27 protein-coding genes are annotated in these 26,985 nt (G+C 73.6%); 18 read left to right on the plus strand and 9 right to left on the minus strand.

Translation table 11 applies throughout. The annotated features are described in order from the left end of the window. Nucleotides 1-299 precede the first annotated feature (299 nt). The 6 genes from AC3WRM_RS06435 to AC3WRM_RS06460 all read left to right on the plus strand — a co-directional run bounded on the left by AC3WRM_RS06435 (nt 300) and on the right by AC3WRM_RS06460 (nt 6,372). Nucleotides 300-1,394: a 3-isopropylmalate dehydrogenase gene (locus AC3WRM_RS06435; protein ID WP_492247688.1), complete on the plus strand. Its 1,095-nt coding sequence runs from the start codon at nt 300-302 to the stop codon at nt 1,392-1,394. A 41-nt stretch (nt 1,395-1,435) separates the two neighbouring features. After that, nucleotides 1,436-2,533 carry a branched-chain amino acid aminotransferase gene (locus tag AC3WRM_RS06440; protein WP_492247689.1) on the plus strand — a complete coding sequence of 366 codons (1,098 nt, stop codon included), beginning with the start codon at nt 1,436-1,438 and terminating at the stop codon, nt 2,531-2,533. 79 nt (nt 2,534-2,612) lie between these two features. Further along, complete coding sequence (locus AC3WRM_RS06445) at nt 2,613-3,830, plus strand: acyltransferase family protein (protein WP_492247690.1); 1,218 nt, start codon at nt 2,613-2,615, stop codon at nt 3,828-3,830. After that, nucleotides 3,827-4,657 (plus strand): alpha/beta fold hydrolase, encoded by an 831-nt coding sequence (locus tag AC3WRM_RS06450; RefSeq protein WP_492247691.1) that lies wholly within the window; start codon nt 3,827-3,829, stop codon nt 4,655-4,657. The genes AC3WRM_RS06445 and AC3WRM_RS06450 overlap by 4 nt, the downstream gene beginning before the upstream one ends. A 99-nt stretch (nt 4,658-4,756) precedes the next feature. Beyond that, the gene (locus AC3WRM_RS06455) at nt 4,757-5,266 is read left to right on the plus strand and encodes a hypothetical protein (protein WP_492247692.1); all 510 of its coding nucleotides are present in this window, start codon (nt 4,757-4,759) and stop codon (nt 5,264-5,266) included. Then, nucleotides 5,263-6,372, plus strand: coding sequence for an MAB_1171c family putative transporter (locus tag AC3WRM_RS06460; RefSeq protein ID WP_492247693.1), 1,110 nt, complete (start codon nt 5,263-5,265; stop codon nt 6,370-6,372). Before AC3WRM_RS06455 ends, AC3WRM_RS06460 begins: the two co-directional genes overlap by 4 nt. 39 nt (nt 6,373-6,411) lie before the next feature. Here the strand turns inward: AC3WRM_RS06460 and AC3WRM_RS06465 are convergent, their stop codons facing one another. Together AC3WRM_RS06465 and AC3WRM_RS06470 are read right to left on the minus strand one after the other, a co-directional pair. Continuing rightward, nucleotides 6,412-7,320 (minus strand): zinc-binding dehydrogenase, encoded by a 909-nt coding sequence (locus AC3WRM_RS06465; protein ID WP_492247694.1) that lies wholly within the window; start codon nt 7,318-7,320, stop codon nt 6,412-6,414. Continuing rightward, entirely contained in the window at nt 7,317-7,745 is a 429-nt protein-coding gene (locus AC3WRM_RS06470; RefSeq protein WP_492247695.1) for a hypothetical protein, read from the minus strand. The genes AC3WRM_RS06465 and AC3WRM_RS06470 overlap by 4 nt, the downstream gene beginning before the upstream one ends. Before the next feature lie 268 nt (nt 7,746-8,013). On the opposite strand from AC3WRM_RS06470, the gene AC3WRM_RS06475 reads away from it, so the two are divergent. From AC3WRM_RS06475 to AC3WRM_RS06520, 10 genes are all read left to right on the plus strand, one after another. After that, nucleotides 8,014-9,300, plus strand: coding sequence for a sedoheptulose 7-phosphate cyclase (locus AC3WRM_RS06475; protein ID WP_492247696.1), 1,287 nt, complete (start codon nt 8,014-8,016; stop codon nt 9,298-9,300). Next, entirely contained in the window at nt 9,297-10,037 is a 741-nt protein-coding gene (locus tag AC3WRM_RS06480; RefSeq protein WP_492247697.1) for an SDR family NAD(P)-dependent oxidoreductase, read from the plus strand. The genes AC3WRM_RS06475 and AC3WRM_RS06480 overlap by 4 nt, the downstream gene beginning before the upstream one ends. Next, the gene (locus tag AC3WRM_RS06485; RefSeq protein ID WP_492247698.1) at nt 10,034-10,678 is read left to right on the plus strand and encodes an HAD-IA family hydrolase; all 645 of its coding nucleotides are present in this window, start codon (nt 10,034-10,036) and stop codon (nt 10,676-10,678) included. The genes AC3WRM_RS06480 and AC3WRM_RS06485 overlap by 4 nt, the downstream gene beginning before the upstream one ends. Then, nucleotides 10,675-11,691, plus strand: coding sequence for an ROK family protein (locus tag AC3WRM_RS06490; protein ID WP_492247699.1), 1,017 nt, complete (start codon nt 10,675-10,677; stop codon nt 11,689-11,691). Before AC3WRM_RS06485 ends, AC3WRM_RS06490 begins: the two co-directional genes overlap by 4 nt. Further along, nucleotides 11,688-12,875: an alcohol dehydrogenase catalytic domain-containing protein gene (locus tag AC3WRM_RS06495; protein ID WP_492247700.1), complete on the plus strand. Its 1,188-nt coding sequence runs from the start codon at nt 11,688-11,690 to the stop codon at nt 12,873-12,875. The genes AC3WRM_RS06490 and AC3WRM_RS06495 overlap by 4 nt, the downstream gene beginning before the upstream one ends. Continuing rightward, nucleotides 12,872-13,699: a sugar phosphate isomerase/epimerase family protein gene (locus tag AC3WRM_RS06500; protein WP_492247701.1), complete on the plus strand. Its 828-nt coding sequence runs from the start codon at nt 12,872-12,874 to the stop codon at nt 13,697-13,699. Before AC3WRM_RS06495 ends, AC3WRM_RS06500 begins: the two co-directional genes overlap by 4 nt. Continuing rightward, complete coding sequence (locus AC3WRM_RS06505; protein ID WP_492247702.1) at nt 13,696-15,939, plus strand: acyltransferase family protein; 2,244 nt, start codon at nt 13,696-13,698, stop codon at nt 15,937-15,939. Before AC3WRM_RS06500 ends, AC3WRM_RS06505 begins: the two co-directional genes overlap by 4 nt. Before the next feature lie 10 nt (nt 15,940-15,949). Next, complete coding sequence (locus tag AC3WRM_RS06510; RefSeq protein ID WP_492247703.1) at nt 15,950-16,513, plus strand: RBBP9/YdeN family alpha/beta hydrolase; 564 nt, start codon at nt 15,950-15,952, stop codon at nt 16,511-16,513. Next, nucleotides 16,510-17,730: an MFS transporter gene (locus AC3WRM_RS06515; RefSeq protein ID WP_492247704.1), complete on the plus strand. Its 1,221-nt coding sequence runs from the start codon at nt 16,510-16,512 to the stop codon at nt 17,728-17,730. The genes AC3WRM_RS06510 and AC3WRM_RS06515 overlap by 4 nt, the downstream gene beginning before the upstream one ends. 135 nt (nt 17,731-17,865) lie before the next feature. Beyond that, nucleotides 17,866-19,395, plus strand: coding sequence for an aspartate ammonia-lyase (locus AC3WRM_RS06520; protein ID WP_492247705.1), 1,530 nt, complete (start codon nt 17,866-17,868; stop codon nt 19,393-19,395). Here the strand turns inward: AC3WRM_RS06520 and AC3WRM_RS06525 are convergent. Further along, nucleotides 19,326-20,024 (minus strand): hypothetical protein, encoded by a 699-nt coding sequence (locus tag AC3WRM_RS06525; protein ID WP_492247706.1) that lies wholly within the window; start codon nt 20,022-20,024, stop codon nt 19,326-19,328. The genes AC3WRM_RS06520 and AC3WRM_RS06525 overlap by 70 nt on opposite strands. A gap of 41 nt (nt 20,025-20,065) precedes the next feature. On the opposite strand from AC3WRM_RS06525, the gene cimA reads away from it, so the two are divergent. Continuing rightward, a complete protein-coding gene (gene cimA, locus AC3WRM_RS06530; protein WP_492247707.1) occupies nt 20,066-21,643 on the plus strand; it encodes a citramalate synthase in 1,578 nt (525 codons plus the stop codon). Next, nucleotides 21,640-22,401, plus strand: coding sequence for a hypothetical protein (locus AC3WRM_RS06535; RefSeq protein WP_492247708.1), 762 nt, complete (start codon nt 21,640-21,642; stop codon nt 22,399-22,401). Before cimA ends, AC3WRM_RS06535 begins: the two co-directional genes overlap by 4 nt. A 38-nt stretch (nt 22,402-22,439) precedes the next feature. Here AC3WRM_RS06535 and AC3WRM_RS06540 read toward each other — a convergent pair whose 3' ends face one another. The 6 genes from AC3WRM_RS06540 to AC3WRM_RS06565 are packed head-to-tail and all read right to left on the minus strand — an operon-like array spanning nt 22,440 to nt 26,869. After that, nucleotides 22,440-22,883, minus strand: a complete 444-nt coding sequence (locus AC3WRM_RS06540) for a GNAT family N-acetyltransferase (RefSeq protein ID WP_492247709.1) — start codon at nt 22,881-22,883, stop codon at nt 22,440-22,442. A 10-nt stretch (nt 22,884-22,893) separates the two neighbouring features. Further along, nucleotides 22,894-23,820 carry a 3-methyladenine DNA glycosylase gene (locus AC3WRM_RS06545; protein ID WP_492247710.1) on the minus strand — a complete coding sequence of 309 codons (927 nt, stop codon included), beginning with the start codon at nt 23,818-23,820 and terminating at the stop codon, nt 22,894-22,896. Nucleotides 23,821-23,827: 7 nt separating this feature from the next. Then, nucleotides 23,828-24,223 carry a Fur family transcriptional regulator gene (locus tag AC3WRM_RS06550; protein WP_492247711.1) on the minus strand — a complete coding sequence of 132 codons (396 nt, stop codon included), beginning with the start codon at nt 24,221-24,223 and terminating at the stop codon, nt 23,828-23,830. 8 nt (nt 24,224-24,231) lie between these two features. Beyond that, nucleotides 24,232-25,071: a metal ABC transporter permease gene (locus tag AC3WRM_RS06555; protein ID WP_492247712.1), complete on the minus strand. Its 840-nt coding sequence runs from the start codon at nt 25,069-25,071 to the stop codon at nt 24,232-24,234. Next, a complete protein-coding gene (locus AC3WRM_RS06560) occupies nt 25,068-25,841 on the minus strand; it encodes a metal ABC transporter ATP-binding protein (RefSeq protein WP_492247713.1) in 774 nt (257 codons plus the stop codon). Before AC3WRM_RS06560 ends, AC3WRM_RS06555 begins: the two co-directional genes overlap by 4 nt. Next, nucleotides 25,838-26,869, minus strand: a complete 1,032-nt coding sequence (locus AC3WRM_RS06565) for a metal ABC transporter substrate-binding protein (protein WP_492247714.1) — start codon at nt 26,867-26,869, stop codon at nt 25,838-25,840. The genes AC3WRM_RS06560 and AC3WRM_RS06565 overlap by 4 nt, the downstream gene beginning before the upstream one ends. Between the last annotated feature and the right edge of the window lie 116 nt (nt 26,870-26,985).

Genomic DNA, 26,985 nt, shown 5'->3' on the forward strand with positions numbered 1-26,985 from the left:
CGACCTGGTCCCCTCTCCTGAACCATCCGGTCATCACCGGGTGACACGACCTCCGTGGAGCCGTCGGGTCGGTGCTGTGTCCGCACCGTCCAGCGTCCGTCAGCCGACGGACCGACCCTCGCACCACCTCAGGAGAGACCATGAACACCTACCCGATCGAGTGGGGTCCCGCCCACCTGCGCGACGACGCCGTGACCCCCGCCGTGGAGCCGACCGAGCGCCCGGACGACAACTGAGCGCGTCCATCGAGTGAGACCGCGGTTTCAGATCCTGAGACCGCGCCTCCTAGGATGACCCTCATGACGCGCTCCTACACGCTGGCCGTCGTCCCCGGCGACGGCATCGGCCCCGAAGTCACGACCCAGGCGCTGACGGTGCTGAACACCGTCGCCGCGCAGCACGACCTGTCCTTCGACACGGTCGACTACGACCTGGGTGCCCGGCGCTACCACGCGACGGGGGAGACGCTGCCCGACAGCGTCCTCGAGGAGATCCGCGCACAGGACGCCATCCTGCTCGGCGCGGTCGGCGACCCGAGCGTGCCGTCGGGCGTGCTCGAGCGCGGTCTGCTGCTGAAGCTGCGCTTCGAGCTCGACCACTACGTCAACCTGCGACCGAGCACGCTGTACCCCGGTGTGCCGACGCCGCTCGCGTCGCACGTGACGGAGCGCGGCCCGATCGACTTCGTGGTCGTGCGCGAGGGCACCGAGGGCCCGTACGTCGGCAACGGCGGCGCCATCCGCGTGGGCACCCCGCACGAGCTGGCCACCGAGGTCAGCGTCAACACGGCGTTCGGCGTGGAGCGCGTGGTCCGCGACGCGTTCAGCCGGGCCCAGGCGCGACCGCGGCGCAAGCTCACGCTCGTGCACAAGAACAACGTGCTGGTGCACGCCGGGCACCTCTGGACGCGCACCGTCGCGGCGGTCGGCGAGGAGTTCCCCGACGTCAGCGTCGACTACCTCCACGTCGACGCGGCGACGATCTTCCTGGTCACCGACCCGGGACGCTTCGACGTGATCGTCACCGACAACCTGTTCGGCGACATCCTGACCGACCTCGCCGCGGCCGTGACCGGCGGCATCGGGCTGGCGGCGAGCGGCAACGTGAACCCCGACCGCACCGCCCCCAGCATGTTCGAGCCCGTGCACGGCTCGGCGCCCGACATCGCGGGCCAGTCGAAGGCCGACCCGACGGCGGCGATCCTGTCGGGGGCACTGCTGCTCGAGCACCTGGGGCACCCGCAGGCGGCCGGCCAGATCAGCACCGCCGTCGAGGCGGACGTCGCCGAGCGCGGCACGGCCGCCGGTGCGCAGCCCCGCAGCACCGAGGAGGTGGGGGAGGCCATCGCCGCGCGTGCCAGCGCGGCCGCGGCCGAGGGCGTAGCGGCGGTCTGACCTACCGCCTCCACGACCTCGAAAGGACTACCGTGTCCAGCATGACCTCCGCACCGTTCGCCCCCACCGTCGAGACCAACCCGGCAGCGCGGACGGACGCCGAACGGCAGGCGATCCTCGCCTCGCCCGGGTTCGGCAACCACTTCACCGACCACATGTTCCTGGCGGAGTGGACGCCCGAGCAGGGCTGGCACGACGCGCGCGTCGTCCCCTACGGTCCGCTGCAGCTCGACCCGGCCACGGCCGTCCTCCACTACGCGCAGGAGATCTTCGAGGGCCTGAAGGCCTACGCGTGGGACGACGGGTCGGTCCGGGTCTTCCGTCCGGAGGAGAACGCCGCGAGGCTGCGCCGCTCGGCGCGTCGCCTCGCGCTGCCCGAGCTGCCGGAGGAGTGGTTCCTCGGCTCGATCGACGCGCTCGTGGGCGCCGACCGCGCCTGGGTGCCCGAGGGTGGCGAGGCGAGCCTGTACCTGCGGCCGTTCATGTTCGCCTCGGAGGCCTTCCTCGGCGTGCGGCCCAGCCAGCACGTCACGTACTGCGTGATCGCGTCGCCGGCCGGCGCCTACTTCCCGGGAGGCGTCAAGCCGGTCTCGATCTGGCTGTCGACGCAGTACTCGCGGGCGGGTGCCGGCGGCACCGGTGCGGCCAAGTGCGGCGGGAACTACGCCGCGAGCCTGCTGCCCCAGCAGGAGGCCGCGCAGCACGGCTGCCAGCAGGTCGCCTTCCTGGACTCGACCGAGCAGCGCTGGATCGAGGAGCTCGGCGGCATGAACCTGTACTTCGTGCAGTCCGACGGCTCGATCGTCACGCCCGAGCTGTCGGGGTCGATCCTCGAGGGCATCACCCGCGAGTCGATCCTCACCATCGCGCGCGACCTGGGGCACGACGTGGTCGAGCGCCGGGTCAGCATCGACGAGTGGCGTGAGGGCACCGCCGACGGGACCATCACGGAGGTCTTCGCCTGCGGCACCGCCGCCGTGGTCACGCCCGTCGGCGTCCTGAAGTGGGACGGTGGCGAGGCCGTGGCCGGAGAGGGCGAGGCGGGAAAGGTGACGATGGACGTCCGTTCCGCCCTCGTCGACCTGCAGTACGGCCGGGCCGAGGACCGGCACGGCTGGATGCACCGCATCGTCGACTGACCAGGGCCCGTGGGCGCGAGAGCCAGGGTGGCCACGGTCACCCTGGCTCTTTCATCAGCCGCAGCGCTACTATATCGGCGTGAGTGATGATCGAGGCACGAAACGTCCTGTCGTGAGCCCGCGCGCCGCGGACGACGCCCGCCCGGTGCTGCACCGACCCGCTCTTACCCCCGTCGACCACCGCGTCCCGCTGCCGGGCCTGACCGGACTGCGCTGGCTCGCGGCGCTGCCGGTCTTCGCCTTCCACCTCTCGCTCGTCGACTTCGGCCTCAACCCGTTCGCCGACGGCCGCTGGGCGAGCACGTACGCGAGCCTGCTCGGTCAGGGCGGATGGACCGGGGTGTCGTTCTTCTTCGTGCTCAGCGGGTTCCTGCTGACGTGGCGGCGCTCGGAGAGCCGGGGGACCGCAGCCTTCGTGCGCAAGAGGCTGGTGAAGATCTTCCCGCTGCACGTGGTCACGTGGTCCGTGGCGATGGTCCTGTACGCCTTCGCCCTCGCAGGCTCGCCCTGGGAGTACCTCCCCAACCTCGTGCTGGTCAGCTCCTGGATCCCCGTCCACGACGTCTACCTCTCGGTGAACCTGCCTAGCTGGTCGCTCTGCAGCGAGCTGCTCTTCTACCTCTCGTTCCCGGCGCTCGTCCCGCTCGTCCGGCGGATCCGCGCCGACCGGCTCGCAGTCGGCCTGGCGGCGTGCGTCGCGGGCACCGTGGTCGTCGCGCTCGTCACGATGTCGCTGCCCGACGGGCCGGGAGTGGACGGCATGCCGGTGACCAACCTGCAGTTCTGGTTCGGCTACAACCTGCCGCTGCCCCGGCTGCTCGAGTTCGTGGCGGGGATGCTGCTGGCGCGACTGGTGGCGGAGCGCCGGGTGCCGACCATCCGGCCGTGGGTGGCGTGGACCGCGGTGCTCGGCGGCTACGCACTGGCCTCGGTCGGTCCCTTCGTGCTCGGCTTCGTGGCCGTCATGCTCGTGCCGTTGATGATGCTCGTCGTGGCGACCGTCCAGCGCGACCTGAGCGGTCGTGGCACCTGGGTCTCCTCACGACCGATGGTCTGGCTCGGCGAGGTGTCGTTCGGGTTCTACATGGCGCAGCAGATCGTCATGTACACGGTCCGCATCACCTGGCAGCACGGCGCCACCTACCCGCTGCCCCTCGCGATCGCCGACTGGCTGCTCGTCTTCGCGCTCACGCTGGGCTTCGCGACGGCGCTGCACCGCCTCGTCGAGGAACCGGCGATGCGTCGTCTCGGCACCCGACGGCAGGCGCGCGGCGCGGTGGCGGCGGTCGCCCGATGACGTCCGTCGCGCTGCGCGTCGAGCGCCTCGGTGCGGCGGAGTACGTGTGCGCCGGGCGCGGTCGTCCCATGGGACTCGCGCACGGAGCGTCCGGTGACGTCGACGCCAACTTCGCCCCGCTGCTCGACGCGCTGGGGGACCGGTGGTCCTTCATCGGGTCGAGGTACCCCGGGACCGGCGGGTCCGGCCCGGTCGACGACCTGCCGTCCGTCCTGCGTCCGGAGGTGCTCGCCGACCGGCTGGTCGAGGCCCTCGACGCCGAGGGTCACCTGCGCGTCCCGGTGGCGGGTGTGTCCTTCGGCTGCGCGGTCGCGATCGAGACCGCGCTGCGCCATCCGGACCGCGTGTCGGCCCTCGTCCTCACGGTGGGCTTCGCCAGGCCCGACCTCCAGCTGCGCCAGATGCTCGGCACGTGGGAGGAGCTGGCCGGCGGGCCCCCCGAGCGGCTCGGGGCGTTCCTGCTCTCCCAGCTCGGCTCGCCCGACGGTCTCGCGGAGCTCGACCGCGCCGGCACCTTCGCGTCCGACGCCCTCGCCGCCGGTCGAGGAGTGAACAAGGCCGGGCTCGCGCACCTGCGGGCAGCGACGCAGGTGGACCTGGAGGACCGGTTGGCCGAGGTCCGTGTGCCGACCCTCGTGGTCGTCGCCGGGTCCGACCGGGTCGTGCTCCCGGCCACGACGCGTGAGCTGGCGGCGGGGATCCCCGGGGCCGAGCTGGTGGAGTACCCGGCGGCGGGGCACGCGTTCACGGCGGAGGAGGGTGCCGTCTGGGCGCGTGACGTCGAGGCGTTCCTGGGGCGCGTGGACGATCGTCCGGTCGGGGTGTGACCTTCTGCACTCGCGCTGCCCCGGCTCCGCGACCGGTTCTATAGTCGCGACAACCCCGTGCCGGCAGGGGCACGTCCACGAGACATCTGGGGGACGAGGGTGAAGGGCGAGTCGACAGCAGTGGTCCGCGCGGTGCGCTCGCGGCTGCGCGACGCGCGCCTGCGTCGTCACCTGCGCGGACTCCTGCGCCGCCTCGACCTCCCGCTGCCCCTCGAGGTCGGACTGTTGTGCGAGCGCCTCGGGGAGCTGCGCGGCACGCCCATCGCGCTGCTGGAGTGGGAGCTGGAACCGACGGGACCCTCGGGCATGCTCGTCTCGCGGGTCGACGAGGACGTCATCGTCTTCCAGTCGCGCACCTCGCGGGCCCACCAGGCGCACATCATCCTGCACGAGGTCGGGCACATCGTGGCGCAGGACCTCGACGGCGTGGCCCTGCCGCAGCCGCTGCTCCGGACCTCCTACACGGCGCGCGACGAGCGCGACGCGGAGATCATCGCGTCGACGATCATGCACCGGGCGCTGTCGATGACACGGAGGCTTGACCACGTGGCGCAGGTGGGCGGACGGTCGGTCCAGAGCAGCCTCGTGCTGTGGGACGGCTGGTCATGAACGACCTCGGATGGGTCGCCGTCGTGACGCTGCTGGTCGGTGCGGCCTGGACCCTCCCCGCCCTGGCGCGTCAGAACTTCCGCGACCCCATGCGACTGACGCTGTTCACCTCGATGCTGCTGCTCGGGCTGGGCAACCTGCTCTCCCGCCCTCCGGTCATCGCCGTCGTCGACGCGCGGACGGCCGTCGGCGTCACGAAGCTCACCTACAACGTCTTGATCCTGGTGGGGCTGTGCCTCATGATCGCCTTCCTGCGGGAGCGGCCGCTGGTCGGCCTGCGTTCTCTGCTGCGCTGGGAGGTCCTGCTGTGCGGCGCCTGCGTCGGCGGCCTGCTCGTCGTGACGGCCGGCATCGACCCGTCGCTGCGCAACCACACCCTGGCGGCGTCCTTCCTGCAGGACGAGCACGTCCGTGCCTTCTACAACGTGGGCAACACGTACCTGCTGACCGGCTACGCGGCGTGCGCTGTGCTGGCCTGGCGTCAGACGGGGCGGTCCACCGGCGTGCTCCGCACGGCCCTGGCGACGATCGCCGTCGGTCTCGCCGGGTTGGCGCTGAGCTGCGTGGCGCGTCTGGTGTGGGTCGACGTCGTCGCGACCCGACCGGGCGAGGAGCTCTTCGACGACCAGGACGTGCTCGCGTTCGCGCTGGTCGCGACGATCGTGGTGTGTGTCGGGATGAGCCTGCCGGCCGCGCGCAGCGTCGTGGCGATGCTGGCCGAGGTGCGCGGGCACCGCCGGCGGTGCCGGGGCCTGCGTGAGCTCTGGACCCGGCTGGTCGAGATCCATCCCGACCTCGTGCTCGACGGCCTCACGTACCGCGGGCCTGCGGTCGCGACGGGGTACGCCCTCGCGACCTACCGGCGGTACGTGGAGTGCCGCGACGGACTGGTCCGCGTCGGGGCGCTGGTGCCCGGTGCGCCGGAGAGCTCGGTCGCCCCGGCCGAGGCTGCCCAGGCGCTCGACGCCGCCCTGCGGGGTGCGCCCGCGGGAGGACCGGTGGTGTGGGGCGTGCACGACAGGTACGAGGACGACGTCGACGCCCTCGTGCGCCTGTCCAGCGCCCTGCGCTCGCTCCGCAGCCACGCCCCGTCGCTCGTCCGCTGAGATCGGGACGTCGGGGAGCTCACCGTCGGCCGGGCGTCGTCAGGGCACCAGCACCAGCTTGCCGCGCACGCCGCCGGCCTCGAGGCGGGCGTGGGCCTGCGCCGCTTCGTCGAGCGGGAGGGTGACGACGTCGGGCAGCAGGCCCTCGCCGCTCGCGGCGCGGTCCATGACGTCCTGGAGGTCCTCGCGCGAGATCTCGACGCTGGTGAGACGTACGTCGACGTCCGGGTGGTCCTCGGGCGTCGGAGCGCTGAAGGGCGTGATGGTCACGAAGCGACCGCCCTCGCGCACCGCACCCACCAGCGTGGGCACGCCGGCGGTGTCGATGACGACGTCGTACCCGCCCGGCTCGACCGTGCTCGGATCGGTGCGCACGGTGCCGACGGCGGGGGACGCCTCGAGGCGTCGAGTCCAGGGGGCCGCGTCGTCGGGACGGACCAGCAGGTCGACGTGACCCTGCTGTGCGAGGAGCCGGTCGGCCACGTGGGACCCGACGCTGCCCTGTGCTCCCACCAGCAGCACGCGGTCCTGCGGACGCAGGTCGGCGAGGCGCAGGGTCTGGACGGCGGTCACGCCGGCCAGGGGGAGCGCGGCGGCGACCAGCAGGTCGAGCGAGGCCGGTACCGCGACGGCGAACCCGGGATCGAGGGCGACGCGCTCGGCCATCGAGGCGATCCCGGTGCCCAGGGGCGCGGTCATCGCCGCGACCCGGTCGCCGGGCGCGAACCCGGACCCCTCCGGGGCGCGGATCACGGTGCCGGCGAGGTCCCAGCCGAGCAGCGTGGTGCCCTCCGTGGGGATCTGGCCGGAGCGGGTGGCGACGTCGACCGGATTGACCGCCGCGCCGGCGACGTCGACGACGAGCAGGTCGTGCCCCTCGGGCTCGGGGACGTCGAGCACCTCGACGACCTCGGGCCCGCCCGGGCTGCGGAAGCCCACGGCCCTCACGGCTGGTCGGCCTCGCGGCGGGACGCGTCGAGCGCGTCCATGATGGTCAGGAGCTGGCTGCGCGCCTCGGGCGTGAGCTCGCCGGCCCGCATGGCGATCGATCGCACCTGCCGGTCGGCGAGCGCCTGCGCCCAGCCGGCGTCGTCCTCCTCCTCGCCGGTGAGAGCGGCCATGGAGACGGGGAGGGTGGCTGCGCGAGGCTTGAAGTAGTGCACCAGCGCCGAGAGGACGGAGACGGTGGGGTTCGTCTGCGCCCCGCTGCGCAGCGCTGCGAGATAGCTGCGGGAGATGGTGACGTCGTGCTCGGGGCTGTCGCTGATCGCCTGGGCGACCTCGGCGGTCGAGGGCTCGCGCATGCGACCCACAGGGTCGCGTGTGGCGGCGTCGGCGAACCAGGCGTTGAGACGTTCGGCGAGGGTCGACATGGTCACTCCCGGGTGAGAGGTCGCCGTGGGCACGGCGGCGGGGACAGCGGCGGGGACACCGTGGGGGACCGCCACCGGGTGGCGTTCCTGTGTTGACAGTATCACACTCGCCATTCAGGACTGTCTGATGCCATTATAGTGGCGTCAACGACGATGAAGTGACTGCGCAGACTCGTCCCGCCAGCTCTCGGCAGGGCGGCCGCGCGAGCCACGACCATCCGATGCCACGACCACGACCACGGGCCCTCGGGCCGGAGCAGGAGCACCGATGCGCAGCGCCACGGCCCTCACCCAGGGGCTCCACCACCACGTCCACCGCACGCGGGGCGACCTCCCGTCGCCCTCGACGGCCGTCCCCGACCCCATGCAGACGCCCCGGTTCGGGGCCGACGCGTCCTGGACCGTCGAGGCGGTCCAGCAGGTCCGCTACCACGTCGTGCGTTCCCAGGGCCTGTTCGACGTCGACAACACCACGCTCCTCGACGGCTGCGCGGACGCACCGATGGCGGCGGGCGAGCGCCGGCTGGTGATCGTCGACAGCTCGGTCGACGTGCTGCACGGCGACCGCATCCGCGCCTGGTTCGACGCCCACGGCGTGGGCGCCACGATCGTCCCCCTGCGCGCGGACGAGGAGGTCAAGCAGTGGGACTCCGTCTCGACGGTGCTCGACGCGATGAACGCTTTCGGCATCGACCGTCGGCGCGAGCCGGTGCTGGCCGTCGGCGGCGGCGTGCTGACCGACGTGGTCGGCTTCGCGGCCAGCCTCTACCGACGGGGCACGCCGTACCTGCGCATCCCCACGACCCTCATCGGTCTCGTCGACGCCGGCGTCGGGGTCAAGACGGGCGTCAACTACGCGTCCGGGAAGAACCGGGTCGGGACGTACGCGGCGGCCAAGGCCACCTTCCTGGACCGGACCTGGCTCAGCACGCTCGACCCGCGGCACGTGTCCAACGGTCTGGCCGAGGTGCTCAAGGTCGCGCTGATGAAGTCGGCAGAGCTGTTCGAGCTGCTCGAGCGCTCCGGGCACGACCTGCTTCAGGACCGGCTCCTGGGCAGCACGCCAGAGCTGGACGCAGCGGCGGCGACGGTCGTCGCCGAGTCCATCCACCTGATGCTGGAGGAGCTGCAGCCCAACCTCTGGGAGTCCACCCTCGAGCGCTGCGTCGACTACGGGCACACCTTCAGCCCCGTGATCGAGATGCGCGCCCTCCCGTCCCTGCTCCACGGCGAGGCCGTGGCCGTCGACATGGCCCTGACGACGGTGATCGGGGAGCTGCGCGGGTACGTCTCGATCGAGCAGTCGGCGCGGGTCCTGGCGGTCATGCGGCAGCTGGGACTGCCCACGTGGGACGACGTGCTGGCCGAGCCAGGGCTGCTGGCGACCGCCCTGCGCGACACCGTGCGCCACCGCGACGGCCAGCAGCGGCTGCCCCTGCCCGTCGGGATCGGGGGACACCGCTTCGTCAACGACGTCACCGACGCCGAGCTGCAGAGGGCCCTCGAGCTCCTGTGCTCGCGTTCTCGCCAGCACGCGGCCGGGGAGGCGCGATGACCACCGCCGTGGTCGTCGGGGGCTCCACAGGGGTGGGCCGCGGCGTCGCCGACGCCTGGGCCGCCGCCGGCTGCCGGGTGCTGACGCTCAACCGCACGCGCCCGACCGGCCCGGGTGCCGAGCTGCTGGAGCACGTCGAGGTCGACCTCGCGGACGTCGACGCGGCCCGCGCCGTCCTGGGCTCGCTGCCCGACGAGGTCGATCTGCTCTGCTACTCGGCCGTCTACTTCACTGAGGGTCGTGCCCCGCTCGGCGAGACGACCGAGCGCGACTGGGAGGCCCAGTGGCGGATCAACGTGCACGGTCTGTGGCTGGCGCTGCACACGCTGCTCCCGGCCCTGCGGCGCGCGGCGCCCGCGGTCGTGCTCAGCATCTCCTCGGAGGTCGTCTACAACGCGGGTCCGCTGCGCGCCGGGTACGCGGCCACCAAGGCCGCCGCCCGCGGGCTCGTCGAGTCGCTCGCGCAGGAGGAGGACCCCGACGTCGTGCGCGTCGTCCAGGCCCTGCCGGCGCAGATGGTGGACTCGCCGGGCATCCGGGCCCGACGCCCGCAGGACTTCGACTACGCGGGCTACATGACGGGCGACGACTTCGGTCCGCTCGCCTCCCATCTCGCGCAGCACCGGGCCGCGGGCCTGGCCGGCGAGGTCCTCGTCGTCGACCACGGCGGTTCCTACCGTCCACTCGGCGACTCGCTCCCGGCGTCGCAGAGCCGACCTGCGGGCGTGTCGGCATGACCGGGGGACGCGCGGCGGCGGACGCCCTGCTCTTCGACATGGACGGCACGCTCGTCGACTCGACCGCGGTGGTCGAGCGCACCTGGGCCGACTTCAGCCTGCGCCACGGGCTCGACGTCGAGGAGGTGCTCGCCTTCGCGCACGGTCGCCCCACCGCCAGCACGACCGCGCACTTCCTCGACGACGCCGACGCAGCCGTCGCCGAGGCGGCCAGGCTGGCTGCCCTGGAGGAGCGGACCGTGGACGGCATCGTCGAGGTCCCCGGTGCTGCGGCGCTGGTCGCCGGGCTGCCCGAGGACAGGTGGGCCGTCGTCACGTCGGCCGGCCGACGTCTCGCCGAGCGACGGCTCGACGCCGCCGGGGTCCCACGCCCGACCGTCCTCGTGACGGCCGACGACGTCGCGAGGCCCAAGCCCGACCCGGAGGGATACCTCCTCGCCGCACGACTCCTGGGTGTCCCTGTCGAGGCGTGCGTCGCCTTCGAGGACTCCGAGGCCGGGGTCCGCGCCGCGGTCGCGAGCGGCGCGCGGACGGTCGTGGTCGGCACGTTGTCGTCCTACGACGGGACGCTGCACCGCGTGGTCGACCTCACCGGCCCCGACGTCCCCGGCCTCGCCACGACCACGGCGGACCGGTCGTGACGGCGCTCGACACCCGGGACCGCGCGACGGTCGCGCGAGAGACCGCGACGTTCGCGGTCGACGTCGGTGGCACCTGGACCAGGAGCCGGCGACTCGAGGACGGCGCGACCACCGACCGCGTGCCCACGCCGAGCGTCCTGCGGCGTCCGGGGGTCCCGGTGGCGGTGCTGCGCGAGGACCTCGTCGAGCTGCTCGGGAGCCTCGCGCCGTCCTTGGCCACCGTGGCGGTGTCGCTCGGCGCGGCTCTCGACGACCGCACCGGGGTCGTGCACGGCTCCGCGCCGCTGTGGGGAGCGGCCGACGACCCGTTCGACCTGGGGGCCGCGCTCGCGCGGCGCCGTCCCGACGTCGTCTGGCACCTGGTCAACGACGTCACCGCGGCCGTGACCGACGTGGCCGTGCGGCACGCGCCGGCCGGGGCGCGGCACGTCGGCTACCTGACCGTCAGCAGCGGCATCGCCTACCGCTGCCTCGACGTGCCCCGCTCCCGGATCGAGGTCGACGAGCGCGGGCTGCAGGGCGAGGTCGGGCACCTCGTGGCTCAGGTCGACGCCGAGGACGCCGACCTGCTCCTCTCGCGCTGCGAGTGCGGCGGACGGGCGCACCTCGCGGCGATCTCGTCCGGTCCCGGCATCGCCCGGCTGGTCGTGCAGCGCACCGGTGCCACCTCCGACCCGGTCGCGAGGCTGCGCGCCGGTCTCGGCGCGGGGGAGGGCTGGGCCCAGGGGGTCCTCCGCTCGGCCGTGGCACCGGTCGCGGCCCTCCTGCGGACCGTGTGGACCCTCGACCCGCACCTCGACCTGCTGGCCCTCGGTGGCGGCGTCGTCGAGGGGCTGGGCACCGCGTACGAGCGGACGCTGCGCGAGCTCCTGTCCACGCCGGCGTCGTACGCCGATCCGCCGCGGGACGACGCCTGGTTCGACGAGCACCTGCGGTGCTGCGCGCCGGGCGAGGTCGACCTGCTGGCCGGTGCGGCCGCAGCCGTGTCCGGGGCGTCGGAGGCGGTCCGATGACCAGGGGAGCCGTGGCGACCGGACGACCCGCAGCCCTGACGCGCGTCGAGCGTCACCGTGCCCTCGTCCGCACGCCGGCGGGCCTGCAGCTGCGGACCGTCCCGACACCCACGCCCGGACCGGGCGAGCTGCTCCTGGCTCCGGAGGTCGCGGGGGTGTGCGGGACCGACCTGCAGATCCTGCGCGGGCTGCGTCCCGACCCGGCCCGGGTCCTCGGGCACGAGGGGGTCGCCCGCGTGGTCGCCGTCGGTCCCGCACCCGCCGACATGGCGCCACGGGTCGGGGAGCGCGTCCTCGTCGACCCCACGCACCCGAGCGATGACGCGTTCCTGCTCGGCCACAACGTCGCGGGCCTGTGGGCGGAGCGTGTGCTCGTCCCGGTCGCGGCCGTTCGCGACGGGCTGGTGGTGCGAGCACCCGACCCCGGGCCCGCGACGCCGTCCGGCCCCGACCACGACGCGGCCGTCGTGGCCGCGCTCGCCGAGCCGCTCTCGTCCGTCCTGGAGGGGCACCGGGTCACGACCGGCGTGAGTGCCCGCACGCCGTCGACGCTCGTGGTCTGGGGCGGTGGCGTGGTCGGCCGGCTCGCCGTGCGGTGGTGGCGGCACCGACGCCCCGACCTGCGGGTGCTCCACGTGCACCGTCCCGGAGAGCCGCCGCTCCTGCCGGAGCCGGGCACGCTCGCGCTCGCCGCGGACGACCGGGACCTCACGGCGGTGCTGGTCGGACTCGCCGGTCCCGTGACCGCCGTCGTGGCCACGCCGCGGACGGCCTCGCTCGAGGCGGTGGCCGCGCTCGTCGGGCTCTGCCGGGCGCCTCTGACGATCGACCTGCACGCAGGACTGCCCGCCGGTCCGGCGGGTTGGAACGGCGTCGAGGAGACGGTCGACCTCGCGGCGCTGCGGGCGCTGAACCGCGCCGGCCGTCCGGCCGACCCGGTCGCCCGGACAGTGGCACGTCGCGGCGCGGCACCGGTCACCCTCGTGGGCCACCGCGGCGTCGACCCCGCCACGCTGCAGCGGGCCGCCCACGTCGTGTCCGGCGACCCCACCGCCTGGGCCGACCTCGTGACCCATCACGTCGGGCTCGACGACGCCCCCCGCGCGATCCGCGCCATGGTCGACGGCGACCGGCACGTCGACGGGCGCCCGGTCCTGAAGCTCGCCGTGAGGATCTCGCGATGAGCACGGGCGACGTGGCCGTGGCCCAGTGGCGGGTCGCCCCCGACCACCGGGAGGCCGTGGCCGGCGTGCTCGCCGCGGGGACCCGGCACGTGCAGCTCGACGTCGGTGGTCCCGGCCGCGGTCCCGGCCTCGACGACACCGTCCTCGCGGACCTGCGCCGCCTGGGCGTCGTGGTCGACGTCCTCGCGGTCAACCGCGCGAACGACGTCGGTCTGCACCGCGACGGGAGCCCGTCGCCGGAGTGCCTCGACCTGCTGCTCGCGACGATCGGGCTCGCGCGCCGTCACGGGGTCCCGGCGGTGCACGTGCCCAGCTTCCGGGCGAGCGCGATCGTCGACGCGCGCTCGTTCGCCGCGACGGCGGAGGTCCTGGCGCGCTGCGCGGGCGAGGGCGGGGCCGACCTGCTCGTGCTGACCGAGTCGACGCTCGACGCCGACGACGCCGTCGCGCTCGTGTCGGCCACGGGCGCGTCGACCGTCCGCGTGGTCGCCGACACCGGCAACCTGCTCGACGCCGGTCGGGACCCGGTCGCCTTCCTCGCCACCTGCCGCGCGTACGGCGTGCTGGCGCCCTCGATCCACGTGAAGGTGCCGGCGGACGTTCGAGCCGAGGACGTCGCGCCCCGCACGCGAGCGATCCTCGCGCAGGTCGGCGACGGCGACGTCCTGCTCGAGAACGACTACCGCGGACGCCCCGACCTGCTGGCCGCCGACGTCGCCGCCGCGTACGGCCGCGACGCCGCCCACCGGCCCTCCCTCGCCACACCGACCCTCGACCCGCCGACCCTCCAGCGCACCCGCCCGACCGAAGGAGCGTCCCGATGACCGCCACCGCCCTGCTCGACCCCCGAGCCGCCCAGGAGCGTCCGCGCCCTCGGGTCCGCCTGGACTCGCTGACCGGACTGCGCTTCCCCGCCGCGCTCGCCGTGCTCCTGTTCCACAGCGCGCTGCCCGAGCTGCCGCTCTTCGCCGACCCCGGGGTCCAGGAGGGCTACTACCACTGGCTCTCCCAGGCCGGCGGCCTCGGCGTGACCTTCTTCTTCCTGCTCAGCGGGTTCGTCCTCACCTGGTCGGCGAGCGCCGGCGACCGGCCGGCGTCGTTCTACCGCCGACGGTTCGTCAAGATCCTGCCGCTCTACTACGTCACCGCGCTGCTCGCCGTGCTGCTGATGCACGCGGGGTCGGTGCCGTGGCGCGACCTGGCGTCCTACCTGACCATGACGCAGGTCTGGCCGCCGGACTACCCGCTCAACTTCTCGGTGCTGGCGCCGGGCTGGTCGCTCGCGGCGGAGGCGTTCTTCTACCTGACCTTCCCCCTCCTCGTGGGCCTGGTGGTCGGCCGGGGGACCCGACGCGCCCCGGCGGTGCTCGTCCTGTCGGTGCTCGCCGTCGTGGCCGTGCCGCTCCTGGCCACCCTCCTGCCCGAGGGGAGCCAGCGGCTCTCGAACGAGCCCGACGTCTCGGGCCTGCAGTACTGGTTCACGTACGTGCTGCCCCTCACCCGGCTGCCCGACTTCGGTGTGGGGATGGCCCTCGCGGTGCTCGTGCGCGACGGGGTGCTCCCTCGACTGTCGCTGCGCTGGTCGTTCGCGCTCCTCACCGGGGCCTACGTGCTCTCGCTCCACGCACCCGTCCTGCTGGCGCAGCGTGCGGTGCTCGTCGTGCCGTGCGCCCTGGTGATCGCCTCGGCCGCGCAGCGCGACCTGTCCGGGCAGCCCTCGGTGTGGCGCGCCCGGCCCCTGCGCTGGCTCGGCGAGATCTCCTTCGCGTTCTACCTGCTGCACTTCATCGTCCTCGACGTGCTCGACACGCACGTGCTGCACGGCCCGACCGACTCCGTCGCGGCAGCGGTCGCGTACCTGCTGGGTGCGGTCGTGCTCACGGTCCTCGGCGCGGGAGCGCTGTACCACTGGGTCGAGATGCCCCTGGTCCGCGCCTACGGCGGCCGCACCGTGCGCGGCCTGCGTGGTCGCCGCAGGGTCGAGCCGCGGGCCGCGAGGGCGTCAGGCGAGCCGATCGGACCGACGTCCGTCCGCAGCGTCCTGCTCCCGGGACCGCGGGAGGTGGCACTCGTGCAGCGCCCTGCCCCGGTGCCGGGGCAGGGGGACCTCCTGGTGCGGGTGCGCCTGCTGGGCCTGTGCGGGACCGACCTGGGCTTCTACGACGGCAGCAGCTCCTACCTGCACGACGGGCTGGCCTCGTACCCCTTCGTGCCGGGCCACGAGTGGACCGGCGAGGTCGTGGCCGTCGGCGCGGACGTGGACGACGCCTGGGTCGGACGCCGCGTCGCCGGGCACAACATCCGGGCCTGTGGGCGCTGCGAGCACTGCGCGGCGCGACGGATCACCCACTGCCCCGAGCGCCGCGAGATCGGCGTGCTCGGAGACGGGCCGGGTGCGGCTGCCGACCTCGTCGTCGTGCCGGTCTCGACGGTGGTGGCCGTGCCGGACGCGCTGTCGGACACGTCGGCTGCGCTGCTGGAGCCGGCATCGGCCGCGGTCCACGCGATGCACCGCGTCGACGTCCGCGCTGCCGACCGCGTCGCCGTCGTCGGCGCCGGCACCCTGGGCCTCGTGGCGGCGCAGGCCGCTCGCGCACGAGGCGCCGACGTGCTCGTCGTCGAGCCGCGGAAGGAGGCGCGCGAGCTCGCGGCGAGCCTCGGGCTCGTCGCCGTCGAGCGCCCGGACGGCTCGCACGGCGAGTCCTTCGACGTCGTCGTCGAGGCCTCCGGATCGGCCGCGGGCCTCGTGTCGGCCATCGGGCTCGCAGCCTCCGGCGGCCGGGTGGCGCAGCTCGGGACGCCGCACCACGCGGTCGACGGGGTCCCGGTCGCCGACCTCGTCGTCCGTGACCTGAGCGTCATCGGCGTCCTGTCGGGCGTCGGTCACTGGGAGGAGCTCGTCGACCTCGTGGTCGCCGGGCACGTCGACCTCGACGCGATGGTCGACCGGGTGGTACCGCTGGAGGACGTGCGGTCCGCCTACGAGCGCCTGGCCGACCCCCTGCGGGTGCGGCCCAAGGTGCTGCTCGACTTCCTGGCCCACCCCACCACCGACCCGTCCTGAGGAGGACCTCATGAAGATCTACGTCGTCCACGGCTACTCCGCCGCCCCGCACGACCACTGGTTCCCCTGGCTCGCCGAGAAGCTGCGCGCCGAGGGCCACGTCGTGGAGGTCGTGCCGATGCCCGACTCCACGAACCCGTCGCGCGACGCGTGGGAGCGCACGCTCGACGAGCGCGTCGGCGAGGTCGACGAGGAGACGCTGCTCGTGACGCACAGCCTCGGCACGGTCACCGTGCTGCGCTGGCTCGCCGCGCGGCCCGGGCCGTGGCGCCTGCGGGGTCTCGTCGCCGTCTCCGGGTTCCAGGGACCCATCGCCGCGGTCCCCGAGCTCGACGACTACCTCGCCGAGCCGCTCGACCCCGCGGAGGTGGCGCGGGTCCGCGAGGCGATCGACGATCGTGTGGGCATCTACTCCGACGACGACTCGATCGTCCCGCCGGAGGCGTCGAAGGCGCTGGCCGCGCAGCTCGGTGCGCGCACCCGCGAGGTCCCCGGGGGAGGCCACTTCCTCGCCGACGAGGGGTTCACGGAGCTGGCCGAGGTCCTCGAGGCCGTCGAGGACCTCACGCGGTGACCGCCCTGCGGCTCGGCCTGCTCGGCGTGGCGACGTTCGTCTACGTCACGTTCGAGCTGCTCCCCGTCGGCCTCATCGGCGACATCGCCGAGGACCTCGACGTCTCCCAGGGCCGGGTCGGGCTGCTCGTCAGCGGGTACGCCGTCGTGGCCGGGCTGTGCACCATCCCGGGCGTCCGCCTGGTGGCGCGGTGGCCGCGAGCCCGGGCGGTCCAGGGCGCCCTGGCCGTGCTGCTCGTCGCCGCCGTCGTGGCGACCGTCGCGACGAGCTACTCGGCGATGGTGCTGAGTCGTGTGCTCGCGGCCCTGACCCACGGCATCCTGTGGTCGCTCGTGGCGCCGGCCGCGGCGGCACTCGTCCCACGCGAACGCGCGGGGATGGCGACGGCCGCGGTGTTCGGCGGCGCGACCGCGGCCTCGGTCGTCGGCTCGCCGCTGGCCACGTTCGTCGGGGAGGCGACCGACTGGCGCGTCGCGGCCGGCGGGCTCGCCGTGCTCGTGGCGCTCACGCTCGTGGGCCTCGTCCTGACCCTGCCGGCGGAGCCGTCGACGCCGTCCCCGTCGGTGGCCGACGACCTGCTCGACCAGGCGGGGAGCGAGGGTGGGCTACGCCGCCTGCTCGGACCCGCGGCCGGACCGCTGCTCGTGCTGTACGCGCTCGCCGTGGTGGTCGTGTCGGCGCACTTCACGTCCTTCACGTACGTCGCGCCGATCGCGCGCCGGGCCCTGGACGGTGTCGACGTGCCCCTGCTGCTCGCCGGCTTCGGCGTGGCAGGCGCGGTGGCGACGCTCGTGGTCGGACGCGTGCTCGACGCCCGTCCCGTCGGCACCACCGTCGCCGCGGTCGCCGCCATGCTCGCCGGGACCGCGGGCCTGGCCGCCGCCCTGGGGCTCGGTGGGGGGTCGTCGTGGCTGGTGGGGGTGGTGCTCTTCGCGGCGGTGGCCGTCTGGGGAGCGGCCTTCGCCGCTATCGGCCCCTGCTACCAGGCCGGCGTCATGCGTCTGGCCGGGGACCGGGTCGACACCGCGTCGGCGGTCTACGTGACCTGCTTCCAGGTGGGGATCGCCACGGGGTCGGGACTCGGCGCGCTGCTCGTGGGGATTGACGTCGGGGTGCTGCCCGTCGTCTCGGCGTCGGCGTGCGCCGTCGCCCTCGTGCTGACGCTCCTGCGGCGCGACGTGTACGCCACGAGGACGACCGTCGGGACGCGCGCCTGACCGTGCCGCAGGGCCGCGCCGCGATGTGGTGAGATGGCTGTGACCACGGTCACGCGCCCGGTGATCCCGCGCGCCGACCACCCACAGGAACGTCGACGGGCCACACCCTGGGCCCGCGCGTGACGGAAGGACACCATGACCCTCTCGACCGGCCCCGACAGCGACGCCCCCGGACCGACGACCGCGACGCGCCGCGAGCACGACCTGATCGGCGACCGCGACGTCCCGGCCGACGCGTACTGGGGCGTCCACACGCTGCGGGCCACGGAGAACTTCCCGATCACGGGCATCCCGATCGGGCAGAGCCCGTTCCTCGTCGAGGCGCTCGCCGCGGTCAAGCAGGCGGCGGCCACCACCAACCACGAGCTCGGCCTGCTCGACACGCAGCGCTTCCGGGCCATCGAGCAGGCCTGCGAGGAGATCCGGGCCGGTGCGCTGCGCGGTGAGTTCGTCGTCGACGTCATGCAGGGCGGGGCGGGCACCTCGACCAACATGAACGCCAACGAGGTGATCGCGAACCGGGCGTTGGAGATCCTCGGCCGGCCCCGCGGCGACTACGGCTTCCTGCACCCCAACGAGCACGTCAACCTCAGCCAGTCCACCAACGACGTCTACCCGACGGCGGTCAAGATCGCGATCATCCTGGCCACCCACGCGCTCCTCGACGCGATGCGGGTGCTGCAGGACTCCTTCGCCCGCAAGGCCGAGGAGTTCCGTGACGTCCTCAAGATGGGTCGCACGCAGCTGCAGGACGCCGTCCCGATGACGCTGGGGCAGGAGTTCGGCACGTACGCGGTCATGCTGGGGGAGGACCACAGCAGGCTCACCGAGGCCGTCGCGATGCTGCACGAGATCAACCTCGGTGCCACCGCCATCGGCACGCAGCTGAACGCGCCGGCCGGCTACGTCCCTGCCGCCGCGCAGCACCTCGCCCGGCTCACGGGCCTGCCGCTGGTCAGCGCCGTCGACCTCATCGAGGCCACCCAGGACTGCGGCGCCTTCGTGCAGCTGTCGGGCACGCTCAAGCGGGTCGCGACGAAGACCAGCAAGATCTGCAACGACCTGCGCCTGCTGTCGTCGGGCCCCCGAGCCGGTCTGAACGAGATCAACCTGCCCGCGGTGCAGGCCGGGTCGAGCATCATGCCCGGCAAGGTGAACCCGGTCATCCCGGAGGTGGTCAACCAGGTCGCGTTCCAGGTCATCGGGATGGACGTGACCGTCACCATGGCCGCGGAGGGCGGTCAGCTGCAGCTCAACGCCTTCGAGCCGGTCATCTGCTACTCGCTGTCCGCCGGCCTGTACCGGCTGCGCGAGGCGATGCTCGTGCTCGCGCGACGCTGCGTCGACGGCATCACGGCCAACGAGGCCCTGCTGCGCCAGGAGGTCGAGAACTCGATCGGCCTGGTCACCGCGCTCAACCCGTTCATCGGGTACACGGCTGCCACCGAGGTGGCGATGGAGGCCCTCACGAGCGGCCGCGGGGTGGCCGAGCTGGTGCTCGAGAAGCAGCTGCTCCCGCCCGAGCAGCTGCGCGCGATCCTGCAGCCCGAGGTGCTCGCCAACCTGACGCCCCGGCGCGAGCCCGCGAGCGAGGGTCAGGCGAACAGCGTGGTGGCGGGGTCGTCGAGCAGCACGACCGCGAGGACGTGGTCGTCGGCGACGTAGTCGATCGTGATCCGCACCCCGCGGTCGTGCGGCGTGACCGAGGCCTGGGCGTCACCGAGCCCGTAGGCGATGTCGCGCAGGGTCACGGTGGCCTCACCGACCGGGTCGTGCTCCGGCCACTCCGCGATCAGGCGGTGCACGACGCCGGCGAGCACGGCGCTGCTCATCGCGCGCACCACGTCGTCGGACCCGACGGCCCGCACCCGCACGTCGGGGAGGCCGAACTGGGCGAGCCCGTCGGTCACGAGGTCGCCGTCGAGGAGAGCTGCGTGGTCGAGCACGTACCACTGGGCGGCGTGGGCGAGGGAGACCTCGTCGCTGGTCAGCTCCAGGACCCGCGGCGTGAGCAGCTCCAGCACGACACCGTCGTGACGCGCCGCCAGCTCGAGCGCCTGCACGCGGGTGTCGCGCGCGGCGGCGGCCGCCTCGGCCACCGGGGCCTGGCTCTGCAGCACCAGCTGGTGGGGCCGTGCCTCCAGCCGCTCGAGACCCTGCGGCGACGTGCCGTGCGCGCGGAGCAGGGCGGCGTGCGGCAGCGGCACGTGGTCCTCGTGCTCGAGCGGCTCGGCCGTCATGACGGCGTACAGCGACTCGCACGTGGCGGGGACCGGGACGGGTCGGGTGCTCATGTGGGCCCATCCTAGGCGGGCCGCTGCGTAGACTGGCGCGCGTGACCAGCGACGCCTTCCACGTCTACGACACCACGATGCGCGACGGTGCCCAGCAGGAGGGACTCAACCTCTCCGTGCAGGACAAGCTGCACGTGGCGCGCCACCTCGACGACCTGGGCGTGGGCTTCATCGAGGGCGGCTGGCCGGGATCGAACCCCAAGGACACCGAGTTCTTCGCGCTCGCCGCCAAGGAGCTGGAGCTCCGGCACGCGACCCTGGCCGCCTTCGGCGCCACCCGACGGGCCGGGCTGCGGGCCGCCGACGACCCGCTCGTCGCGGCGCTGCGCGAGTCGGGCGCCCCCGTGGTCACGCTCGTCGCCAAGAGCCACGACCGGCACGTCGAGCTCGCCCTGCGCACCACCCTCGAGGAGAACCTCGCGATGGTGCGCGACACCGTCGAGCACCTGCGGGCCGAGGGACAACGGGTCTTCGTCGACTGCGAGCACTTCTTCGACGGCTACGTCGCCGACCGTGCCTACGCGCTGGAGGTCGTGCGCACCGCTGCCGAGGCGGGCGCCGACGTGGTCGTGCTGTGCGACACGAACGGCGGCATGCTGCCGCACCAGGTCGAGGAGGTCGTGGCCGACACCCTCTCCGTCGGTGCCCGGCTGGGCATCCACGCGCACAACGACACCGGCTGCGCCGTCGCCAACTCCATGGCCGCGGTGCGCGCCGGTGCCACCCACCTGCAGGGCTGCCTCAACGGCTACGGCGAGCGCACCGGCAACGCCGATCTCGTCACCTCCGTCGCCAACCTCGAGCTCAAGCTCGGCATGCAGGTGCTGCCGGCGGGTGCCCTGGCCGAGGCCACCCGCATCGCCCACGCCGTCTCGGAGATCACCAACTACCCGCCGTCCGCACGCCAGCCCTACACGGGTGTGTCGTCGTTCGCGCACAAGGCGGGCCTGCACGCCAGCGCGATCCGCGTCGACCCCGACCTGTACCAGCACATCGACCCCGCGCTCGTGGGCAACGACATGCGCCTGCTCGTCTCGGAGATGGCCGGTCGCGCCACCATCGAGCTGAAGGGTCGCGAGCTCGGGTACGACGTGGCCGGCGACGCCGAGCGGCTCGCGCGCATCACCGAGCGCGTGAAGGCCATGGAGCAGCAGGGCTACACCTTCGAGGCGGCCGACGCGTCGTTCGAGCTGCTCCTCGCCGAGGAGATGGAGGGTGCGCGTCCCTCGTACTTCGACGTCGAGTCCTGGCGGGTGCTGGCCGAGTCCTCGCGCGGCACGGAGGCGACTGTCAAGCTGCGCGCCGCCGGTCAGCGGCTCGCGGTCATCGGCGAGGGCAACGGCCCCGTCAATGCCCTCGACCACGCCCTGCGCCAGGCGATCGAGCAGCTCTACCCCGACGTGGCCAGGTTCCACCTCATCGACTTCCGGGTCCGCATCCTCGACCAGGGCCACGGCACCGACGCCGTCACGCGGGTGCTGATCGAGACCTCCGACGGGCAGGACGCGTGGGTCACGGTCGGGGTGGGCGCGAACATCATCGAGGCCTCGTGGGAGGCGCTCGTCGACGCCCTCACCTACGGGCTGAGGCGGCACGGGGTCCCGGTCGGCACCGCGTGACCCGACGTCGACTCCTCGCGCTGGTCCTCGCGCCCACCGTGCTCCTGGGCCTCGGGCTCGGTGCGGCGCTGGTCGTCGACGCCCGCGCGCGACAGGTCGACGTCGACCGTGCCGACGCGGTGGCCCTGCGCTACGAGGAGCGGCTCTCGCACTACCGCGAGGTCGTGGTGCGCGAGCTGGAGGCCGCCGACGCGACGGACCCCGACGCCGTGGCCCGGGTGCTCGCGCGGCACCGTGACGACGTGCCGACCCTCGGCGAGGCGTCGGCCAGGGGTGCGGCCGCCTCGCCCGACTACGGCGCCGCCCGCCGCGAGCAGTCCGTCGTCACCGAGGCGATGGACCGCCTCGACGCCGTGGTCGTCGACTCCCGGGCCGCGCAGCGCTACCTGGCCGCCGCGCGTCGGGCGCTCGAGGTCGACCCGAACGCGTTCGCGCCCGGCACCTTCGTCACGAGCGGAGCGCCGTTGCGGGCCCAGCTGCTGCCACCGATACGCACCGCCCTGGCGAGCTTCGAGGCCGTGGAGGCTCCCCGCGACGCCGCCGCGGTGCGCGAGGCGGTGCGGCGTGCCCTCACCCACGTGATCACCGAGGCCGAGGCGCTGGCGGCCCGACTCGACGCCGGCCAGAGCGGCAGCTTCCAGTACGCCGAGGAGTACACGGCCGCGCGCACGGCGGTGACGCAGTACGAGGAGCGCACCCGCGCCGACCTGCGGGAGGCGCTCGACAACGTGCTGGCCGGCGACGGAGCGGGCCGCTGACCGGTGCGCTGGTCCGGCGCGAGCGTCGGGCGCGAGCGTCAGGCGTGGGGGAGCCGCCGCATCGGCACGTGCTCGATGCCGGCCTCCCAGAAGTTCTCGCCGCACCGCTCGAAGCCGAACCCGGCGTACCAGTCGTGCAGGTAGGCCTGCGCGCCGAGCCGGACCTCGCCGTCGCCCCACCGCTCGAGCACGGCCTGCAGGAGCCGGCTCGACAGCCCGCGGCCGCGCTGGTCCTTACGCGTCGCCACCCGGCCGACCTTGCGGACGCCGGTCTCGGTGGTGAAGGTCCGCAGGTAGCTGGTGGGTCCGTCGGCGTCGGCGAACCACAGGTGGTGGCAGGTGGGGAGCAGGTCGATCCCGTCGACGTCGGGCTCGTCGCACTGCTGCTCGACGGCGAAGACCACGTCGCGGATCCGCCAGATGTCGTAGACCTCGGCGGCGGTGAGCTCGTCTCCGGCGCGCACGTGCAGGTCGTCGTCCACGGGGGTCAATCTACTGGCCGCGATGGACGTCGCCCTGCTCGGGCGGGACGGCGGCCGGGTGGGCGAGCAGACGGTCGACCTCCGCCAGGAGGGCACGTCGCAACGGCTCCGCCCGTGCCGCGAGGTCGCGTTGGCGACGCACGTACTCGGCTCGGCCCTCGGCGGTCTCGACCGGAACCGGGTCGAGCCCGTAGGCCCCGATGTCGTAGGGCGAGGCCTGCATGTCGACGGTGCGGATCTCGAGCGCGAGCTCGAACGCGTCGAGCACGACCGTCGACTCGACGAACGGCAGCAGTCGGAAGGCGATCCGGTAGAGGTCCATGTTGGCGTGCAGGCAGCCCGGCTGCTCGTGCGCGAGCTGGTGCTCCCGGCCGAGCTGCCAGGCGTTGCGCGGCTCGGCCGCCGGGGTGAAGAAGCGGAACGCGTCGACGTGCGTGCAGGTGAGCGGGTGGGCCTCGACGACGGCGTCGGTGCCGCCGCGGCCGAGCCGGAGCGGGAGGTCGTGGCGGGGCTGCTCGGAGCGGTAGACCATGGCCCACTCGTGCAGGCCGAAGCAGCCGTAGCGGGCCGGACGGTCGAGGGTGGCCGCCAGCAGCGACCTGGTCCACCGCAGGCCGCGCACACGGGAGGCGAGCCGCCCGGCGTCGACCGTCGTGACGCCGTCACGTGTCACGTAGGCGCCGAGGGCGGCGTGCCGCGGTGCGTCGACGAGCCCGACGTCGAGGCCGGGGTGCCAGCGTTCGAGCTGCGCGGGGGAGAGGTTGTAGTACTCGAAGAGGAAGTCGACGACGGGGTGCGGCTCGTGCCGTTCGCGACGGGCGAGGTGCGGCACGGTCCAGGTGCGGGCGCGCTCGCGGTGGGCGGCGGCGCGGAGCTGCCACTGCGCCGGCTCCAGCACGCTGGCCGGACCGGTCAGGAGGTCCGAGGACTCGACCACGAGACCACTACGTGGACGCGGAGCAGTCGGCACACGTGCCGAAGATCTCGAGCGTGTGCTCGACGTCGGTGAAGCCGTTCTCGGTCGCCACCTTCGTGGCCCACGACTCGACCGCCGGGCCCGCGACCTCGACGGCGCGTCCGCAGGAGCGGCAGACCAGGTGGTGGTGGTGCTCGCCGGCCTCGCAGCGCCGGTACAGCACCTCGCCGTCGTTGCCGCGCAGCGCGTCGACCTGCTCGGCGTCGACGAGGGCCTGCAGGTTGCGGTAGACGGTCGACAGGCCGACCTTCTCGCCCCGCTGGCCCAGCACGCCATGGATCTGCTGGGCGCTGGCGAAGCCTTCGAGCTCGTCGAGCACCGCGCTCACGGCGCGACGCTGTCGGGTGTTGCGGATGTCAACCATGGTCCTCCTCAGGAGGAGCGTACCGACCGTCTGCGACGCAGGCTCACGGTGACGCCGCGCAGCAGCGTGGTCAGCACGAACGTGCCCAGTGCGAGCATGACGATCGTGGGTCCCGGCGCGGTGTTCGCCTCGAAGCTGGTGACGACGCCGAGCACCGCGGTGAGCAGACCGATCGCCATGGCCAGCAGGTGCGTGAGCCGGAAGCTGCGCGCCACCTGCTGCGCGGCCGCCACGGGCACGACCATCAGCGCGGACACCAGCAGCAGGCCGACCGTGCGCATCGCGACCGTGATCGTCGCGGCCGCCATGACCGCGATCAGCAGACCGTACAGCCGGGTCGGCACGCCGCTGACCTTCGCGTGCTCCTCGTCCTGGCACACGGCGAACAGCTGAGGCGACAGCAGCAGGCACAGGCCCACGACGACGACGCCGAGCACGCTCACGACGACGACGTCGGTGTCGGTGACGGTCGTGATGGACCCGAAGAGGTAGCGGTTGAGGGTCGCGCCGCTCTCGCCGGCGAGGCCGATCAGCAGGACGCCCGCGGCGATGCCGCCGTAGAACAGCATCGCCAGCGCGACGTCGCCGCTGGTGCGCGTGTAGGTGCGCAGCACCTCGATGACGACCGCGCCGAGCACGGCGACGACGAGGGCGGTGAGCACCGGGGCCGTCCCGGTGAGGAGCCCCAGGGCGACACCGGTGAGGGCGACGTGGCCGAGGCCGTCGCCGAGCAGCGCGAGGCGGCGCTGGACCATGAAGGTCCCGATCGCCGGTGCGGCGAGACCCGTGAAGAACGCGGCCACGAGGGCGAGCCGCATGAACTCGTAGTCGAGCAGGTCGAGGCTCACCAGACCCCCTCCTCGGGCAGGGGGCGCACGCGGTCGGGGTCGCCCGTGTGCGGGTGGGCGTCGCCGTGGTGCTGCTGGTGCGCGGCGGCGACGTGCTCGTCGACCGGGCCGTCGTGCACCACGCGACCCTGGTCGAGCACGACCGCACGGTCGACGAGCGAGAGCATCGGGCCGAGCTCGTGCGCGACGAGCAGGACGGTCATGCCCTCCGTGGCGAGCTGGCTGAGCAGGTCGGCGAGGTCCTCGGTGTGGTGCGCGTCGACCCCGGCGGTGGGCTCGTCCATGACGAGCAGCTCGGGCTCGCCGGCGAGCGCCCGGGCGATGGCCACGCGCTGCTGCTGGCCGCCGGAGAGCTCGACGAGCGGCGACGACGCCCGGTGGGCGAGGCCGACGCTCTCCAGCGCGGTGACGACCGCCTCGCGGTCGGACCGTCGGGGCAGGCCGACGCGCGGACGCAGGGACAGCCGACCGCTGGAGACCACCTCGCGCACGGTGGCCGGGACGCCGGTCGAGGCGGCCGAGCGCTGGGGCACGTAGCCGACGCGGCGCCAGCTGCGGAAGCGTGCGAGCGGCTCGCCGAAGAGCTCGACCGTGCCGGTCGAGGGCACGAGGCCGACCGCCGCGCGCACGAGCGTCGACTTCCCGGAGCCGTTGGAGCCGAGCAGGGTGACGAACTCGCCCTGCCCGACCGTCAGGTCGACGCCGCGCAGCACCGGGTCACCGCCCAGCGTGACCTCGACGTCACGCAGGACGAGTGGGGGGTGCGTCATGAGCAGCTGTTGGCCTTCTGGAGCTCGGCGAGGTTGGAGCGCATGATCGAGAGGTAGTCCTGGTCGGACGTGTCCTGGGTGAGTCCCTCGATCGGGTCGAGCGTAGCCGTCTTCACCCCGGCCTCGCGCGCCACCGTGCGGGCGACGGCAGGGCTCACGAGGGTCTCGGTGAACACGGTCGTGATGCCGTCGCGCTTCACGAGGTCGGAGATCTCGGCGAGCTGGGCGGCCGACGGCTCGGTGCCGGGGTCGATGCCGGCGATCGGGATCTGCACGAGGTCGTAGGCGCGGGCGAGGTAGGCGAACGCGGCGTGGCTCGTGACGATGTCGCGGATCTTGCAGGTCTCGAGCCCGGCCTGGTACTCGCCGTCGAGCTTCTGGAGGTCGGCGACGAGGGCCGCGGCGTTCGCCTCGTACTCGTCGGCGTGGTCGGGGTCGAGCTTCACGAGGGCGTCGCGCACGTGCTCGGTCAGCGGCTCGAGGTTCGTCGGGGCGAGCCAGAGGTGCGGGTCGACACCCCCGTGGTCGTGCCCGTGGTCGTGGCCCTCCTCGCCGTGCCCCTCCTCGTCGGTGTGCTCCTCCTCGGCGTGCTCCTCGTCGCCGTGAGCGTGGTCGTCGTGCGACTCCTCCTCGCCCTCGGCGTGCGCCTCCTCCGACTCCTCGATGCGGTCGACACCGTCGGCGGCGTCGACCGTGGTGCCGGGCTTGCGGTCGGCCTCCTTCACGGCCTCGTCGACGGCGGTCTGGAACTCGTCCTGGTAGACGACGAGGTCGGCGTCCTGCACGGACGCGACCTGCTTGGGGCTGAGCTCGAGGTCGTGCGGCTCACCGCCGGGCTTCGTCAGGTTCGTGACGTCGGCGTGGTCGCCGGCGACGCGCTCGGTCACGTACTGCAGCGGGTAGAAGGACGTGACGACGGAGAGCTTGCCGTCCGCGCCGCCGTCGCCGGAGCCTCCGCTGCCACAGGCCGCGAGGACCAGGGCGCAGGAGGCGAGCAGGACGGCGGAACGGGTGCGACGAAGAACCATGAGAACGATTGTCAAGACGAGCGGGAACGATTGTCAAATCCGTGGACTGCCTGGCCCGTCACACTCGCGTCGTGCGGGGGACGCACCGGCGTCCGGCGGCCCACGCACGGTCGATA

The sequence above is a fragment of the Aeromicrobium sp. EU05-FHT14F07 genome, assembly GCF_058790455.1.